The following is a 16,341-nucleotide window of genomic DNA, read 5'->3' on the forward strand; positions in this document are numbered from 1 at the left end:
GGAGGAACGAATGCCACACGTCGATCGGACTTCTCACCTCGTAGGGCCTGTGCTCGGTGGAGTCTTTCCGGAACTCATCGAGGCAGTCAAAGAAGCTGCCTATCGGGACAACCCACCTGATGAGGTTGTGATCGAAGACCGCGATGGCTATGTGCGAATCCACGCCCCGCGGGTCTTTCGCTTGCGCCGCTCGACCATGAGAGAGGTCTTAGGCCGACCATTCGAACTTGCTGAACTGGAGCCGGCCATGCCTGCATTCGCTGGGCGGATCAAGCAAACCCGCGACGAGTGGATCTGGTACCTCGAGCATGCCGACAACTGAGGAGGTTCGAGACATGGGCCGACCCGATCGCAAGCTCCGGACCTGGTCGCTCTGGCAGGAACGGCGTATGCCGAGCGAGTACGAGCTTGTCACTCACAAGCTCAACTATCATTTCCGCCGCCAGCCGGCTCCATTCGAAATGTCACCCGACTGGCCGATCCAGCAATGGTACCTGCAATATCGCGAAGGCTCTGAGTTCAACGTCGACGACTGGGAGCGCTATCGTGACCCCTATGCCTTCACGTATCGCCGTTACGTCGAAGCTCGCCACGAACGAGAGCTGTATCTCGACTCGCTGATCGACGACTTCGAGGCGCATGACCACTACCGGCACCTCGACTCGACATGGCTCGATTTCCTTCGCGACTATTACCTGCCATCACGCTTTGCTGGCCATTGCCTCCAGATGACTGGCATGTACGTCGCTCAAATGTCACCGAGCGCTTATGTCGCGAACCCCTTCTACTTCCAAGCTGCCGACGAGATGAGGCGCATCCAGCGCACTGCCTACCTGGCGAAGGCCATCGCCGTTGACACTGGTCGCGACGATCTGGCCGACTCCCAGCTGGCCCGTGCTCGCTGGGAAGATAACCCGCTGTGGCAACCTCTCCGCGAGCTGATGGAACGCCACCTTGTCGTGTATGACTGGGGTGCCGCCTTCGCCGTCCGCAACTTGGTCGTGAAGCCTCTCTACGATGCACTGTTCAACGACCAACTCTCCAACCTGGCCCGCGCCGCCGATGACGAACTGCTGGCGCTCATCCACGACGACTTCCAGCTGTACGACGCACCGTACGCACGGGAGAACACGATCGCACTCGTCGCCTACGTGCGTGAACGTCGCCCCGAACTGGTCGACTGGCTGCGGCAGCAGGTGACGCCGTGGCTCGATCTGGCGCACGCAGCAGCGCAGGCGATCGGTCAGGCTTTCAGCACAACCGGGCTCGTCAGTCCGATCGACGTTGCTGACTACGCACAGGAAGTGCTCGATCGGCTCCACACTGAGGTCGGCATCCGATGACGGTCCGTCGCTTCTTATCCACTGCTAGCCGATCGACACTCGTCGTCGGTCCATATCGTATACCGGTAGCCGATGGCGAAACGCTGCTCGACGCATTGCGGCGTTCTGGCCTCTGGGTTCCCTATGAGTGCGGTTGGGGCAGTTGCGGTACGTGCAAGGCCCAACTGCTCAGCGGCGAAATTCGTTACCGATCGCGGCCGAGCTGTCTTCGGCCTCATGACCATCGTTTGCACCGGATCGCGCTCTGCGTCGCGGAGGCCGTCAGCGACGAAATCGCCGTCAAGCCCCTGCGGGTCTCTCATGAGCCGCAACCCCACCTAGCTACTCTTGACGCCGTCGCTACGCTCACGGATCGATATTGGCTGGCGGACGATCTTTTCGAACTCACGCTCTCACTGGACCGCCCGGTAGACTACCGCCCTGGGCAATATGCCATACTGGAGTTAGGCGGTGCAAGACGCTGCTACTCGATGCTGGATCCCGCACCGACCGAAGGGGCCCGGTGTCTCCGGTTCCTCCTTCGCGTTCTTCCTGGCGGCGCGCTCACTCCACAGCTGGCCGAGCTGCCCATGGGGAGCGAACTGCCTGTGCAAGTTCCCTACGGCGGTGCCTACCTTCGTCCTGCGAGGTCGTACCTCTTCGTAGCCGGTGGCACAGGTATCGCTCCGATTCTCGCCATAGTTCGAGCGTTGAGTCCCACAGAAAGAAAGCAGGCTCGTCTGCTCTACGGTGCAGCGACACCTCGTCACTTGGCGTATCTCGACGAACTACGCATGCTGCTTGGCCACCAGAATGTGATCGTTTCCGTTGACCGGCCAACGGGATCCTGGCGAGAGCGGGTTGGGCCGATCACCCTGGCTTTGCCGGGGATCCTTTCCGAGACCGACCGCGAACATGTCCGGTGCTATCTTGCTGGTCCCCCAGGAATGCTTGCGGCGGCGGAGGAGCAGATCCGTGCAGCTGGTATCGAGGCGAATCGGATCCATGTCGATGCGTTCGCGTGATCCTTGGTTCCCACCGGAACTAGAAGGGCTTCCTTCTCGAGAGGGTCCAGTACCACCACTCGAGGTCCCGATGCCCTGTCTCCAGCGCGAGCAAGGGAGTCCACCGGAGATCTGGAACGAGCTCCTCACCATCCTAGCCGCCCTACCACATTGCACGGTTACACCCTATAACCACCCGCGTTATCCTGCTGGAACCGTCGCCGTCGCAGTCGCCGAGGACGTTGCGAACGGGCAACCTGAGGCTTTCATCGACGGCACGATTTTCGCGCTGCTTCGGCCAGATGGCAGTCTGGAACTCCGACTGAAGCCTGAGTGGGGGGAGGTGGTCCTGCAGAACGGCTGGGGAACGATCCATCCGTTGGCCCGTTACCTTTCCGGTATCGTGCCACCGCAGAGTCTCATCATCTATGCTCCGCGCACGCACGCGGAACTCGACGTCGTCCGTCGCATCGTGCAGGCGGCACTCTGGTATGCCCGGGGTGAACTGCACGGCGTACCGCTTCCGGATAGCCGGTGGTAGGGGGAGAGATGAACGAGCCACACGAGCCGGCAACCGGCCACCCGCACTTCGTACGGGTCGAGCTTCGGCTACCGAATGCCGCCGTGGAGTTAACGGTTCCGCGCGATGAGTACCTTCTGTACTCGATCACCGCGCAACTCCCCGACTATCACTGGCCGCGAGCCTGTGAACAGGGTTGGTGCCTCGCGTGTGCTGCAAGACTGCTGTCAGGACGCGTCGATCATTCCGACGCTGTCCTTTACTACCCCGAGGACGAGCAGGCCGGCTTCATCTTGCTTTGTGCGGCCAAGCCTCTGACGGACTTGGTCATCGAGCATCATCCACGACTCACCCGGCGAGCAATGGCGCAGCATCGGCTCGACCATAACCTCGTCGTGCGCCGATTCCCGGCGCCTCACCGCCGCCGGGGGCCCGCAGGGCGGTTCGCGGCGGTAACCAGTACAGCCGGCACATCGTCAGGAGACGGAAGTCACGAAGAGGTTTCGGGTTCATCGAAAGGGTGAGGAGGTTAACATGGCTGGACGGCTCGATGGTAAGGTGGCGATCGTCACTGGCGCCGGTTCGGGTATCGGCAAAGCGATCGCGGAACGGTTCCACCGCGAGGGAGCAGCAGTTGTCGTGGTCGACCTGAAGGCTGACCGGGCTGAGGCGGTGGCAAGCGAGCTCGGAGACCGGGCAGTCCCGATCGCAGCCGACGTCACGCGGCCCGAGGACAACCAGCGAGCGGTGGCCACCGCAGTACAGCGTTTCGGAAAACTGGACATCTTCATGGGCAATGCTGGCGTGTTCGACGGTTTTCTCTCTCTTCCTCAGTATCAGACGCCGGACCAGCTCGTCGAGATGTTCGACCGCCTCTTCGCAGTGAACGTGAAGGGTTACTTGTTGGGTGCCTACGCAGCTGTACCGGAACTGCTCAAAACGCAGGGAACACTTCTCTTCACCGCCTCGACCGCAGGCTTCTACACCAATCAAGGCGGCATCATCTACACCATGTCCAAGCACGCAGTCGTCGGGCTCATCCGCGAACTGGCGTACGAACTCGCGCCCAAGATCCGCGTCAACGGCATCGCGCCGGGAGGCACGTTCACCGATTTGCGCAACGCTATTCCCTTGGGAGCAGAGTTCGGTGACCCGGACAAGCGCAGCCTCTTCGATATGCCAGGGTTGGACCAGTTCATCATCCAGTCGACACCGCTGCGTCGTGTCAACCGCCCCGAGGACCATGCCGCAGTCGCTGCCTTCCTGGCCTCGGACGACGCGGCTGGGCTCACGGGAGTGATCGTCCATTGCGACGGTGGTTACGGTATCCGCGGCGCAGCGAGCGCTGCTGGCGGGGACAACCTGTGAGCAGGGGGGACCAAGATGGTAGAGCGATTCACGATCGCCATCCCACAGTCAGAGATCGACGACTTGCGGCGACGCCTGACGCTGGCTCGCTGGCCGGGTGACCTGGCCAACGACACATGGCACTACGGCACCAATGAAGCGTATCTTCGTTCGCTGATCGCCGACTGGATCGGCAGTTACGACTGGCGGCAGCACGAGCGTGAGATGAATGACTACCCCCACTTTCGCGTGGAGATCGACGGTCAGCCGATTCACTATTTGCGAACAGGGAAGGCTGGGGGTCTGACTCTCTTGCTCCTGGGGGGATGGCCGTGGACCTTTTGGGACTTTCGTGACGTCCTGCCGCAGCTCGCGACCGACTTCGATCTCGTCGTTGCCGAGCTGCCCGGCTACGGCTTCTCCAGTCCGTTGCGAAAGGCGAAACTCGGTTTCGTCGCCGCGGCGGACATGATGCACCGTCTCATGACGGATGTCCTGGGTTGTTCCCGCTACGGTGTCTACGGCGCGGACTGGGGCGCTCTGGTCGCCGAGCAGCTGGCGCACAAGTATCCGGACGCGGTCATCGGTCTCCACACCTCGATGCCCTTCCCGCTCGATTTCGCGCCGATCCCGCAAGATCTCTGGACACCTGAGGAGCAGCCATACGCGCAGCTCACCGCGCTCTGGTGGCAGTACGGCACTGCCTACTTCCAGATGCACGCCACGAAGCCACAAACGGTAGCGTATCTCACCGACTCCCCGGTCGCCATGGCGGCGTGGATCGTGGAAAAGCTGCACGGATGGAGCGACCATAACGGCAACGTCGAGGATGCCTATCCGCGCGATCGAATTTTGACGACCCTCTCCATTTACTGGTTCACGAATACGCTCGGGTCGTCAGCTCGCTTCTACGCGGAGTCGCTCCAGAATCCGTGGCAGCCAAGCCGGGAAGGGATGCCGATCATCACGGTGCCGACGGGTGTCGCGGCCTTCCCGAAAGAAGTTGCACAAGTCCCTCGTCGTTGGGTTGAGCAGTATTTCAATCTCCGGCGTTATCAGCGTCTGAACCGTGGTGGGCACTTCCCGGCGGTTGAAAACCCGAGCGGCCTGGCGAGCGAGATTCGAGCGTTCTTCACGTCGGTGAGCAGCTGAAAGGAGTCTCCTACTATGGACCACGAGGCAGCACTGGCACTGGCACGTCAAGTCGGTGAGATCGCCGCCGCTCATGCTGCAGAAGGGGAAGCGAACGGCAGCTTACACCCGGATGTCGTCAACGCCATGGTCGAGACGGGGCTTATCAAGCTCCTGCGGCCGAAACTCTTTGGAGGCTATGAGCTGCAGCCCTGGACATACGTGGAGGTGGTTCGGGAACTCGGGCGCTACGATCCCGCTGCGGCCTGGGTGTACAGCATCTTTGAGATTCACGAGTGGTGGCTGGCCTACGCGAATCCAGCGCTGCAAGAAGAGATCTGGGGCGTGGAGCGGCCAGGGCTGATCGTCGACGCGATCGCACCGGTTGGGCGGGCCGAGCGCGTCGATGGCGGCTGGAAGGTAGCCGGCCGGTGGAAGTTCCTGAGCGGAATCGACTGGGCCGAGTGGGTGGCAGTGGACGCGCTCGCCCAGTTCCGCCCCGAGGGACCACCCGAGCCAGCGCTCTTCGTGCTCAAGAAGGACCAGGTCCGCGTGGAGCGTGATTGGAACGTCGTCGGCATGCGCGGAACCGCAAGCAATTCAGTCACCGTGGAGGACGCGGTGGTTCCGGAACACCGCGTCCTTCCCCTCATGCCGGTGGCCAAAGGGGGAATTCCCTTCAATCCGAAGCTCCAGGATCGCCCGCTGTACCGAACACAGTTCGTCCCGATGCTCGCCACCGCGATCTATGCTCCGGCATTGGGTGGGACTCAACGCGCCATCGAGCTGTATCGCGACTGGGTCGAGCAACGGATTCGACCCTATGCGCTGGGAGCACGGGAGAAAGAAGCACCGGCAGCACCGCTGACGCTGGCCGAAGCGAGCGTGCTCTTTGATGCCGTCCAAGCGCTCAGTTACCACTACTGTCGGGAGCTGCAACGCCGAGGAGAGGCACGGCAGAGTCAGGACGACCCCGTCTTCCGCGCACGTTGCTTCGCGCAGCGGGCATGGATGAGCCGAACGTGCGCGACCATCGTGGAACGTCTGTTCCTGGCCAGCGGTGGCAGCGCGCTCTATGCCGACCACCCGCTGCAAAAGATCTGGCGCGACATTCACGCTGCAGCGCAACACGTTGCGGTGATCTACGAAGATGGCTTGGCCAGCCTCGGCCAGGTCCTGCTCGGCGGGCCAGGGCATCCACTGCTCTGATGGGGGGCTACCATGACGCAACCACTCACCGGCACAGAGTACCTCGAGAGCCTGCGCGATGGCCGCGAGGTCTGGATCTATGGCGAGCGTGTACGTGATGTCACGACTCACCCGGCTTTCCGCAACGCGGCGCGCATGCTCGCACGACTTTACGATGCCCTCCACGATTCCGCCCGGCAGGAAGACCTGCTTGCCCCGCTCGATGGTGAAGGGGGACGAACGCACGCTTTCTTCCGCGTGTTTCATGAGCCGGCTGATCTCGAGCGAGCGCTAGAGGCCGTAGCCGCGTGGCAGCGACTGACCTGGGGCTGGATGGGACGGACACCGGACTACAAGGCCAGTCTCGCTGCTACACTCGGCGCCTGGCCGGAGTACTTCGAGCCCTACGCGGAGAATGCACGCCGCTGGTATCGAGCTATCGCGCAGCGCGTCCTCTTCCTGAATCACGCTATCGTCAATCCGCCAGTCGATCGTCACCGGCCAGTCCATGAAGCAGCAGACGTCGTGCTGCACGTTGTCGAGGAAACCGAGCGCGGCATCGTGGTCAGTGGAGCCAAGGTCGTTGCCACTGGCTCGGCACTCACCCACTACAACTTCATCGCACATTATGGCCCCATGCCGGTCCAGGACGAGCGCTTCGCGTTCGCCGCGCTCGTGCCGATGAATGTGCCAGGACTCAAGCTGATCTGCCGTCCCTCCTACGAAATGACCGCAGCTGTGATGGGGAGCCCCTTTGACTATCCACTCTCGAGTCGATTCGATGAGAACGACGCCATCCTCGTCTTCGATCGTGTCGAGATTCCATGGGAAAACGTGTTTATCTATAGAGACCTCCAAAAGGCGAACACCTTCGTGCCAGCCACCGGCTTCCTCAACCGGGCACTCTTCCACGGCTGCGTGCGCTTAGCGGTCAAGCTGGACTTCCTGGTGGGGGCATTCCTCGAAGCGACCCACGTCGTCGGCACCGACGCCTTCCGGGGAGTCCAAGTCAATCTTGGTGAAGTGATCGCCTGGCGGCATCTCTTCTGGTCGCTCGCCTGGGCGATGGTCAAGCGACCTGATCCGGGGCCGAATGGAACGCTCCTTCCTAACCTCGAAGCCGGGCAGGCGTATCGCGTGCTGATGACGGTCGCTTATCCACGGATCCGCGACTTGATCGAGCGTACTCTGGCGAGTGCCCTCATTTACGCCAACTCGAATGCGGTCGACTTCCTCGTTCCCGAGTTGCGTCCTTACCTCGACCGGTACCTCCGTGGGTCACATGGAACCGATGCGATCGGCAAGATGAAAATCATGAAGCTGCTCTGGGACGCGATCGGGAGCGAGTTCGGTAGCCGGCACGAGCTCTACGAGCGGAACTTCGCTGGCAACTATGAGAACGTGCGCCTGGAGACACTGCTTCTCGCACAGTTGAGCGGGCTGACCCAGTCACTGCAAAACTTCGTCCGCGCATGCATGGATGAATACGACATCACTGGGTGGAAGGCAGCCGACCTGATCGACCCGACCGATGTTAACGTCCCGCGCCAGCACCTCCAGCAACGAGCAGCGGAATCGGTGTAGGGGGACCGCATGACCACACGAGTCACGATCTGGGGTGAGTTGATCGGACTACCGATCCGACAGTACTACGTCCAGGCCGGCGGCATCCGGACCCGCGTCCTGGAAGGCGGTGACGGCCCAGCACTCGTCTTTATCCATGGGACAGGCGGGCACCTAGAGGCATATGCACGAAACTTCGCTGGCCTGACACCGTACTTCCGGATGATCACCTATGATATGGTGGGACACGGTTACTCCGAGAAACCGGATCGCCCGTACACTCCCGATTACCTCGCGGAGCACCTGATCGGGCTGCTCGATGCGCTGGGAATCGAGCGTGCTCATCTCTCCGGTGAATCCTTGGGAGGGTGGGTGGCAGCGTGGGCAGCAGCCCATTTTCCCGAGCGGGTGGATCGGCTGATCCTCAACACGCCGGGGAACATTACGAATAAGCCGGACGTGATGCAGCGCGTGAAGGAGTCGAGCCTGAAAGCGGTCCGCGAGGCTTCATACGAAACAGTACGCGCTCGCTTGGAATGGTTGTTCTACGACAAGAGCCAGGTCACCGACGAACTCGTGGCTATTCGCTTCCGGATCTATACCCAGCCGGGGTTCGAGCGGGCAATGGAAAACATCGTCGCGGTGCAAGATTGGGAGATTCGCAAGCAGTATGCGTGGAGTCCATCCTGGTGCAACAAGATCCGCGCCCGCACCCTGTTGCTCTGGACCGATCATGATCCCACGGGGGGACTGGACGAGGCAGAACTCCTCCTCCAGTGGATTCCGGGAAGTCGGCTCCACGTCATTCGCGACGCCGGCCACTGGCCACAGTGGGAAAAGCCGGAGGAATTCAACGAGGTGCACCGGTCGTTCCTCCTCGGAGAGTGAGACAGCGTAAGAGCCGAACGATACGGAGGATTACCCATGGGAGCACGGACGGGCAAGGAATACCTGGAGCGGCTTTCCCGACACAGTCCAGAGGTCTGGATCGGGGGCGAGCGTATCACCGACGTGACGAAGCATCCGGCCACCGCACCTGCGGCGCGCGAACTCGCGCGGCTCTATGACCTGCAGCACCGCGATGATGTGCGGGACTTCATGCTGTTCCCCTCTCCGACAACTGGAGAGCCGGTTTCGACGCAATTCCTCCTTCCCCGGACACACGAAGATCTCCTCAAGCGGCGGAAGATGCACAAGCTGTGGGCTGACGCAACCTTCGGGCTGATGGGTCGGACAACCGACTTCATCGGCGCGATGCTTACTGCCTGGTGCGCGAGTGCTCGCTTCTTCGGTGAAAGCGCGGACCGGGTACGGGCATACTTCGCGTATGTGCGGGACAACGACCTCTTCCTGACACACGCACTCGCCGACCCACCGGTCGACCGCAGCAAACCGCCGCATGCGCAACCGGATCCCTTCACGTACTTGGGTGTCGTCCGGGAAACGGAGGACGGTTTGATCGTCCGAGGCGCCAAGATGCTGGCGACTGCGGGTCCGTATGCAGACGAGATTCTGGTATGGCCGTTCTCACTGCGCCGGTACACCCCGGAAGACGCCCGCTACGCGATCGCTTTTGCGATCCCGACTGACAGCCCGGGGCTTCGCTTCATCTGCCGTGAGCCGTATGGGGGCACGGATATTTTCGATCATCCTCTCGGATCACGCTTCGACGAGATGGACGCAGTCGCTGTTTTCGATGATGTGCTGGTACCGTGGGAACGCGTCTTCATCAACCAAGACTGGGAGCGGGTGAATCGCATCTGGGAGATCAATTCCAATGCGTTCACTGGTCATCAGACCAGTATCCGGCTCCTTTCCAAGCTCCAGTTCATTGCGGGGCTCGCGTACCGAGGTACCCAGATGGTGCAGACCGATCAGTTCCCCCACGTACGGGATGCGATCGGCGAGATCACCACGTACATCGAGCTGACGAAGGCTGCCATCATCGCGAGTGAGACCGAGGCGCAGCCCAACGAGGACGGAATTCTCTTCCCGAACGTTCGCCCGCTCTTCGCTATCCGCAACTCCGGGAACCGGTGGTACCCACGTGTCCGCGAACTCTTGCAGCTGATCTTCGCGGGGAGCTTGCTGTACACGCCAGCCCGGGCTGACGCGTTCGCTTCACCGATTCGGGAGGATATCGACAAGTACATGCGGGCGGCAGAAGCATCTGCTGAGGAACGGGCCAAGTTGTTCAAGGTCGCGTACGATCTTGCCGTTTCCAGCTTCGGAGGACGTCACGAACTGTACGAGCGGTTCTACGCGGGAGATCCGATGTTCCTCCGGATCAATACACAGTATCTCCTGTACGACTTCTCGGAACCGCTGAAGCTGCTCGATGATTTGCTGTCATCGTACTCGTTGCAAGACGCACTCAACCAGCTGCGTGGGGGAGTTGCATGAGACGCTTGAATGGCCGCACTGCGCTCGTTACCGCTGCGACGCGAGGTATCGGACTGGCGGTCGCGAAGCGCTTCGTCGACGAAGGAGCGACAGTGTATCTACTGGCCCGTGACGCAGAACGCGCTCAGCAGGCGGTCAGCAGCATCGGGGCAGCAGGGTTCGTGCTCGCGGACCTCGAGCAGCCTGCTGCGGTCGAAGCAGCAGTGGACGAAGTACTGGCACGCGTCGGCCGAGTCGATATCCTCTTCCACAACACGGGTGGTCCCCGGCCTGGGCGATTTCTCGATCTCACTGTCTCCGACTGGGAGAGAGCGGTTAGCCATATTTTGTACAGCGCCATCATCCTCACCCGAGGCGTTTTGCCAGGGATGCTGGCCAACCGCTGGGGGAGACTGATCTATTCGACATCGTCCGGCGTCATCACGCCTCTTCCGCTGCTCCACCTCTCGAACGTCGTACGCAGTGCGGTCGCTGCGCTTGCCGGCTCGCTGGCACCAGAGGTCGGTCCGTACGGGGTAACGACGCATGTGCTGGCTCCGGGGCATATCGTCACGGAACGCCAGCAGGAGATGCAGCGGTACCGTGCCGAGCGAGAGGGCATGCCTCTCGACGAATACCGAAAGCGTGAGCAGGGAGCGATCGCCGTTGCCCGCTTCGGTCGCCCCGAGGAGGTAGCCGCCTTAGCTGCCTTCCTCGCGTCTGACGAGGCTGGTTATTTGACCGGACAGATTCATGCCATCGACGGCGGGTTCAGCCGGATGGTGCCAGTCTACTCGGAGATCTACACGCGAGAGATCGTAGGAGTACAGCAATGGGTGACGAGCGACTCGCTGGTTACCTCGAGCGACTCCGGCGCATGAAGTCGTTCGATCCGGATCGAGAGCTTCCCGAGCACCTAGTCCTGTCAGAGGATGATGCGATCTGGCTCGATCCGGCGGTCACGGGGAATCCCTCGCGTATCGGCGCGTTGCCTCGCTTACCAACCAATACTCTGGACATCTTCCTCCAGGAGATTCCGCCCGGGGCAGCGACGGACTTGCAACGCCACCCGCATGAGACCATCCATATCGTGCTCAGCGGTGCTGGTTATTCCGAGATCGGTGAACGAGTGGTCGAATGGCGGACTGGGTGTTTCATCTATACACCCCCGTGGGCCTGGCACCGGCACTACAACACCAGCGATGAGACCGCTCGCATGATCGGTGTGGAAAACTCGAAGCTTCTCGAACACCTCGGGGTCGCCCGCCGCGAGAGTCTCGGTAGCATCTCGTACCGGGACCGGTTGCAAGCGGGGGAGTCGAAGACACACTGAGTGCGGCAACGATGGTCGGTTGGTCGTAGATCAACAAGGGAGGTACGCGATGGCACTCCAAAAGCTCGCTCATGTCGAGATCCGTGTGCAGGATCCGGACCGGGCGTTGACGTTCTATCGCGACGTGATGGGCTTGGTCCCCCTCGGGCAAAGCGGGAGTACCCATTACTTCGGGTGCGGACTCGACGAGAACTTCGACCTGGCGGTCACTCCAGGCGGGACCGGCGTTGCTCACTTCGCGTTCCAGGTCGATACTGAAGAAGATCTTGCTCACTACCGGCAACGCCTGCAGCAAGCTGGGATTCAGTGCGAGGAGCGGCAAGACAGCGAGCCAGGAGTCATACGAGCACTGCGCTTCACCTTGCCCACCGGACATGTCATGGAACTCGTACTGGTGAAGGACCGCCGACCCTACCTGCGACCGGCGGCGCCTGCTCTGCGCGAGCGCCTTGCAGGGGTCACACCAGATGACATCGATCACGTGACACTCTCCGTCCATGCACCCCAGGTGCGCACGCTTGCCGAGTTCCTGCGAGACGTGCTGGACTTCAAGATCTCCGACATCTTCCAGCCTGCTCCCGACGTCTGGGCTGCAGTGTGGACACGCGTCGGCGAGTGGCACCATGACCTGGCAATGATCGGTGCACCCGAACCTTCGTGGACGCTGCATCACGTGGCATGGACCTTCGAAAGCATCGACCACATCAAGCGCATGCTCGACCGGGCAAGTGCCACTGGTATCAAGGTCGAGTACGGGTTGGGTCGGCATGCCCTGGGCAGCAACCTCTACGCGTACCTCATCGAGCCAGGTGGGAACCGCTTCGAGCTGACGGGCGAAATGCCTCGAGCGGTCGAGCATGCCAGTGCCCCCTTGATCTGGACTGATTTTCCCGAGGCAGCGAGCGCCTGGGGAGTCCTGCCGCCGGAATCGTTTGGGCACGGCAGCTGATCCGGAACGATCAGCTCGAGCATAGCTGGACGGCAGGGGAGAGGAGGCCGCGATGGGACGCCCTCAGGAGGCTTTCCGCATCTTACGCCTCGGACACTGTGTGCTGCGAGTGCGCGACTTGTCAGCCGCTCGCTCTTTCTACGTCGATGTGCTCGGCTTTGTCCCCGCCCTCGAAGAGCGAGACGCGCTCTACGTTCGGGGGATCGCGGACTTCGATCTATGGACGCTCGGGCTCGTCCAAGCGGACGAGCCCGGGCTCGATCACTTCGCTCTCCGGGTGGAGTACCCCGACGATCTCGATGCACTCGAGGAGCTGCACCGCACACTCGGCGTCCCAGTCACACGGGTCGAGGCAGGGCGAGAGCCAGGCCAAGGGGAAGCGCTGCGGGTTCGCACGCCGGACGGGCATCCGGTGGAGTTCTATCACCACATGGAGCAAGTGCCAGTCTACGACGACCGCGGCCGCGTGCGGCTCCCGATGCGGTCGACTCATCGGTTCCGGGGTATTCCACCGATGTTCATCGACCATATGAACTTGCGCGTCGAGGATCCCGACGCATCACTCACCTACTGGCGGGATCGCCTTCGCTTCAGTATTTCGGAGTACACTGTCCGCGACGGAAAGACCTTCGCGGCGTGGCTGCGACGACGGCGTGGTACGCACGACGTTGCCGTGGTCCGTTCAACTGGTCCGTCGCTTCACCATGTTGCCTATCACGTCGGTGAACCGGCTGACGTGATGCGAACAGCCGATCTCTTGGCCGATGCCGGATTCCGAGCGCAGATCGACTTCGGCCCAGGACGACACGGTTTGAGCAACGCTTTCTTCATTTACGTCCGTGATCCCTCAGGAAATCGTCTCGAAATTTATATGGGCGACTACCAACGCGACCTGGACGCGGAACCGATCCGCTGGGAGTGGGAGGATTACGACGAAGGTGGACGCTTGTGGTGGTCGCCCGAGTATCCAGCACGTTTCTTGGAAACCACACCGGTCAACCCCAGTTGGCCCCTTTGACTTCACAACCTCCCTCACCGGGGAGGGCGGCTCGCCGTGAGGCGAGCCACCCTCTCGATATGTCAAAACGGCAGGCCATCGCTCGGAGCGTCGGTCGATTCGCTCGCGAACGTGACCGACTCCCATACAGTGGCAGGGAAGCCTTCGAGTAAGGCACTCGTGCCGTGCTGCGGGCGCAGGACGACGAGCGCGCGGCTGGCACGGGTCATCGCGACGTAGACGGTGCGCCGCCAGAGCGCGATCGACTCCCGGACCTCGTCGACTTCGCAATCGGACCAGCCGGCAGGGGGCGGCTCCCAATCGGGCAGCACGAGCAGGACGAGTGCGAACTCCAGGCCCTTGGCGTTGTGCCACGTGAGCAGCTTGACGCCGGAACCCTGGCTGAGATCCTGGCCAGCCCGCACGTGCTTGACCTCGAAGCCACGCGCCCACAAGGCTTCGGACGCCGCATCGGCCAGCTGATTGGTGGGGACGAGCACGGCAGCGTGTCCAGAGGTCAACCGGAGTTCACGGAGACGTTCGGCGAGGCAGCGGGCGAGCGCATCTGGCCAGGCATCCCAGCGCGACAGCAGGACGAGAAGGGGGCGCGAACGGCCAGGACGCTTGCGATGGGTCACTGCCGACGATTCGCCGCGGGAGTCATCCAACGGGAGCGCGGCTCGGTAGGCCTCGGCTGCGGCCGCGATCTCCGGTGGACAGCGATGACCAGTCGAGAGCTCGATGGATACCAATCCAGGGAACTCGGCGCGCAGGAGGTCCCACCGGACTGTCCGCGTATAGATCGACTGACCGGTATCTCCAAGCAAGAGCAGCGCCTCGGGATGACGGCACAATTCATGGAGGAGGCGCAGCGCAGTCAGCGAGAGATCGTGCACCTCATCCACGACGACGACGTCGTAGCGCGTCACCGCGGGGTCCTGCCGAACCGTTTCCCAGGCGAGTTGACGCCGTTCTTCGCGGAGGAAGAGGCCTTGCTCACGCAGCAGGTCGCTGAGGGTCTCATAGACGCACCAGATCGCCTCACGCTGGTTGGCATTGAGCGGAAGCTGGCGACCAGTGCGATCGGCCGCGCGGTATTCCTCGAGTGTGCGGAGACCGCGACCGAGAATGACCTCTTCGATCTCCTCCTGGATGTATAGGTTGGTGATTCGGTGGAGCGAGCCAGCGAGCTTGCGGTCGCGCGCGGGGTCGGGCGAGAGGGGCCGCGTGAAAGCGCGTTGGCGCGCTTGGGCGACGAGCGCGACGACCGCCGGTCCATCAGCGAGAAGCGCGTCCGGTGCGAGATCGTTGACCAGGCTGTCCAGGGTCTTGAAGGCCACCGCCAAGCGATCGGCAGCGGAGAGGTGCACGCGGGCGAGTCGTTCCAGTGTTCGGGCCAGCGTACGAGTGAAGGTGACGAACAGCGCGCGTGGCTGGGGATTGCCGCGCTGGCGCGCTCGGGCGAGGAGCGGCGAGATAGCGAGCAGACCGAGCAGCGTCTTACCGCTGCCGGGTGGACCAGTCACCAGGAACGGGCCGTCCTGGTTCCTGATCCGCTGCAGGGCGTCCTCTTGACTCGGATCGAGCAGGTAGTGGAGCGGCACATGGCCGCGCAGGACATCCACAAAGGACGGGGGCAACTCATCGAGGAGAAGGACCGGGTCGTCGAGCACCTCCTCCAGGGTGGTGCCCAAGGCGAGCGCCAGAACCCGATCGGCTATCGCCGGGGGAAGGCGCTCGAGCACTTCGAGCAGCTCATCGACGGTCCGGCAAGCCGCCAGCGGCCCACACTGGTCAGCCGGTACGCCTAGACGAGCGAGTTCGGGCTCGGCCAGCGGACGGGGGAGCGGATCGCCGGGTGGTGACATCGGTACGGCCGGTAGCGGCTCGACGTCCCCGTCAGCCGGCGCACTGTCGTCGAGCGCAGGGAGTTCGAACTGGTCGTCGGGTTCGATGAGGATCAGCTCATCGTCGCTCGGCAGCGTGTCGTGCCGGTAGGCGTCCCGTCGGTGCTCGATCGCCATGAGAATGATGCGGGAGTTCGCGATGCGGTAGAAGGCGCGATATTTCCCGACTCGCCAGCGATAGACGTCGTCGAAGTTCTCCATCCGCTGCTTGCGCTCGGTCCCATCCGGGGGGGATCGGCCTGTAGTTCGGGGAGCTTGCGCCAGACCTGTTCCTGCGCCTTGGACGGCAGCGCAGCGAGCATACGGCCGAACGTGGTCGTGATCGCGAGTTCGTACCGCTGGTTCATCGCTCGTCTCCGGGAACGGCGCCGAGAGAAGGATAGGCAGCGCGTGAAACGACTGTCAAGATGCAGCAGGCGAAACAACCGGGGAAGCGCTCGGCTCGGTGGGGCGGTTGGCCGTGCGATCGGATCGGCACGGCCGGAGCGGGTCGTTCGTTTGCTGGGCGGGCTGCTCGGAGCGCTTTCTCGGGCGGGAGTCCAGCGAGGGGGAAAGGAGATCAGCGACGACCGTCGCGGTGGGACTGACGAGCGACTCGCTCGAGCGATCCAGCCAGTCGGTCCGGGCAGCGTGGGAATCCGTGCCCTTTCGTGGTCGGCAGTGGCAGGCAACGCCGACACCCTCTGCGGGGAGATCAT

Annotated in this window: 16 protein-coding genes; 15 read left to right on the plus strand and 1 reads right to left on the minus strand. The window is 62.4% G+C overall.

Going from position 1 to position 16,341, the window contains the following annotated elements; translation table 11 throughout:
• Positions 1-10: 10 nt before the first annotated feature.
• The 15 genes from TRD_RS13305 to hpaD all read left to right on the plus strand — a co-directional run bounded on the left by TRD_RS13305 (position 11) and on the right by hpaD (position 13,757).
• A complete protein-coding gene (locus TRD_RS13305) occupies positions 11-322 on the plus strand; it encodes an MmoB/DmpM family protein (RefSeq protein WP_012642459.1) in 312 nt (103 codons plus the stop codon).
• A gap of 13 nt (positions 323-335) precedes the next feature.
• Positions 336-1,343, plus strand: a complete 1,008-nt coding sequence (locus tag TRD_RS13310) for an aromatic/alkene monooxygenase hydroxylase subunit beta (protein WP_012642505.1) — start codon at positions 336-338, stop codon at positions 1,341-1,343.
• On the plus strand, positions 1,340-2,347 hold the full coding sequence (locus tag TRD_RS13315) for a 2Fe-2S iron-sulfur cluster-binding protein (protein ID WP_012642638.1): 1,008 nt from the start codon (positions 1,340-1,342) through the stop codon (positions 2,345-2,347). The genes TRD_RS13310 and TRD_RS13315 overlap by 4 nt, the downstream gene beginning before the upstream one ends.
• Before the next feature lie 70 nt (positions 2,348-2,417).
• Positions 2,418-2,867, plus strand: a complete 450-nt coding sequence (locus TRD_RS13320) for a luciferase domain-containing protein (protein WP_012642527.1) — start codon at positions 2,418-2,420, stop codon at positions 2,865-2,867.
• Positions 2,868-2,875: 8 nt separating this feature from the next.
• Entirely contained in the window at positions 2,876-3,370 is a 495-nt protein-coding gene (locus TRD_RS14540; protein WP_081433495.1) for a 2Fe-2S iron-sulfur cluster binding domain-containing protein, read from the plus strand.
• Between the two features lie 10 nt (positions 3,371-3,380).
• Positions 3,381-4,214, plus strand: coding sequence for a glucose 1-dehydrogenase (locus TRD_RS13325; protein ID WP_012642650.1), 834 nt, complete (start codon positions 3,381-3,383; stop codon positions 4,212-4,214).
• A 15-nt stretch (positions 4,215-4,229) separates the two neighbouring features.
• Positions 4,230-5,345, plus strand: a complete 1,116-nt coding sequence (locus TRD_RS13330) for an epoxide hydrolase family protein (protein WP_012642499.1) — start codon at positions 4,230-4,232, stop codon at positions 5,343-5,345.
• 15 nt (positions 5,346-5,360) lie between these two features.
• Complete coding sequence (locus TRD_RS13335) at positions 5,361-6,533, plus strand: acyl-CoA dehydrogenase family protein (RefSeq protein WP_012642467.1); 1,173 nt, start codon at positions 5,361-5,363, stop codon at positions 6,531-6,533.
• A gap of 12 nt (positions 6,534-6,545) precedes the next feature.
• Positions 6,546-8,096: a 4-hydroxyphenylacetate 3-hydroxylase family protein gene (locus TRD_RS13340; RefSeq protein ID WP_012642534.1), complete on the plus strand. Its 1,551-nt coding sequence runs from the start codon at positions 6,546-6,548 to the stop codon at positions 8,094-8,096.
• 9 nt (positions 8,097-8,105) lie between these two features.
• Positions 8,106-8,963, plus strand: coding sequence for an alpha/beta fold hydrolase (locus TRD_RS13345; protein WP_012642579.1), 858 nt, complete (start codon positions 8,106-8,108; stop codon positions 8,961-8,963).
• 36 nt (positions 8,964-8,999) lie between these two features.
• Positions 9,000-10,478, plus strand: a complete 1,479-nt coding sequence (locus TRD_RS13350; RefSeq protein ID WP_012642484.1) for a 4-hydroxyphenylacetate 3-hydroxylase family protein — start codon at positions 9,000-9,002, stop codon at positions 10,476-10,478.
• Entirely contained in the window at positions 10,475-11,338 is an 864-nt protein-coding gene (locus TRD_RS13355) for an SDR family oxidoreductase (RefSeq protein WP_012643134.1), read from the plus strand. The genes TRD_RS13350 and TRD_RS13355 overlap by 4 nt, the downstream gene beginning before the upstream one ends.
• Positions 11,290-11,790: a cupin domain-containing protein gene (locus TRD_RS13360; RefSeq protein ID WP_012642577.1), complete on the plus strand. Its 501-nt coding sequence runs from the start codon at positions 11,290-11,292 to the stop codon at positions 11,788-11,790. The genes TRD_RS13355 and TRD_RS13360 overlap by 49 nt, the downstream gene beginning before the upstream one ends.
• A 49-nt stretch (positions 11,791-11,839) precedes the next feature.
• Positions 11,840-12,739 (plus strand): VOC family protein, encoded by a 900-nt coding sequence (locus TRD_RS13365; protein WP_012642881.1) that lies wholly within the window; start codon positions 11,840-11,842, stop codon positions 12,737-12,739.
• A gap of 52 nt (positions 12,740-12,791) precedes the next feature.
• Positions 12,792-13,757: a 3,4-dihydroxyphenylacetate 2,3-dioxygenase gene (gene hpaD, locus TRD_RS13370; protein ID WP_012643140.1), complete on the plus strand. Its 966-nt coding sequence runs from the start codon at positions 12,792-12,794 to the stop codon at positions 13,755-13,757.
• A 62-nt stretch (positions 13,758-13,819) separates the two neighbouring features.
• Here the strand turns inward: hpaD and TRD_RS13375 are convergent, their stop codons facing one another.
• A complete protein-coding gene (locus TRD_RS13375) occupies positions 13,820-16,030 on the minus strand; it encodes an AAA family ATPase (RefSeq protein WP_338064955.1) in 2,211 nt (736 codons plus the stop codon).
• Between the last annotated feature and the right edge of the window lie 311 nt (positions 16,031-16,341).

Origin of the sequence: Thermomicrobium roseum DSM 5159 (assembly GCF_000021685.1) — a bacterium.
Lineage (GTDB): Bacteria > Chloroflexota > Chloroflexia > Thermomicrobiales > Thermomicrobiaceae > Thermomicrobium > Thermomicrobium roseum.

Bases quoted from the DNA above. Each gene is read 5' to 3' on its own strand.
- TRD_RS13305 (WP_012642459.1), top strand. From the start codon at position 11: ATGCCACACGTCGATCGGACTTCTCACCTCGTAGGGCCTGTGCTCGGT.
- TRD_RS13310 (WP_012642505.1), top strand. From the start codon at position 336: ATGGGCCGACCCGATCGCAAGCTCCGGACCTGGTCGCTCTGGCAGGAA.
- TRD_RS13315 (WP_012642638.1), top strand. From the start codon at position 1,340: ATGACGGTCCGTCGCTTCTTATCCACTGCTAGCCGATCGACACTCGTC.
- TRD_RS13320 (WP_012642527.1), top strand. From the start codon at position 2,418: ATGCCCTGTCTCCAGCGCGAGCAAGGGAGTCCACCGGAGATCTGGAAC.
- TRD_RS14540 (WP_081433495.1), top strand. From the start codon at position 2,876: ATGAACGAGCCACACGAGCCGGCAACCGGCCACCCGCACTTCGTACGG.
- TRD_RS13325 (WP_012642650.1), top strand. From the start codon at position 3,381: ATGGCTGGACGGCTCGATGGTAAGGTGGCGATCGTCACTGGCGCCGGT.
- TRD_RS13330 (WP_012642499.1), top strand. From the start codon at position 4,230: ATGGTAGAGCGATTCACGATCGCCATCCCACAGTCAGAGATCGACGAC.
- TRD_RS13335 (WP_012642467.1), top strand. From the start codon at position 5,361: ATGGACCACGAGGCAGCACTGGCACTGGCACGTCAAGTCGGTGAGATC.
- TRD_RS13340 (WP_012642534.1), top strand. From the start codon at position 6,546: ATGACGCAACCACTCACCGGCACAGAGTACCTCGAGAGCCTGCGCGAT.
- TRD_RS13345 (WP_012642579.1), top strand. From the start codon at position 8,106: ATGACCACACGAGTCACGATCTGGGGTGAGTTGATCGGACTACCGATC.
- TRD_RS13350 (WP_012642484.1), top strand. From the start codon at position 9,000: ATGGGAGCACGGACGGGCAAGGAATACCTGGAGCGGCTTTCCCGACAC.
- TRD_RS13355 (WP_012643134.1), top strand. From the start codon at position 10,475: ATGAGACGCTTGAATGGCCGCACTGCGCTCGTTACCGCTGCGACGCGA.
- TRD_RS13360 (WP_012642577.1), top strand. From the start codon at position 11,290: ATGGGTGACGAGCGACTCGCTGGTTACCTCGAGCGACTCCGGCGCATG.
- TRD_RS13365 (WP_012642881.1), top strand. From the start codon at position 11,840: ATGGCACTCCAAAAGCTCGCTCATGTCGAGATCCGTGTGCAGGATCCG.
- hpaD (WP_012643140.1), top strand. From the start codon at position 12,792: ATGGGACGCCCTCAGGAGGCTTTCCGCATCTTACGCCTCGGACACTGT.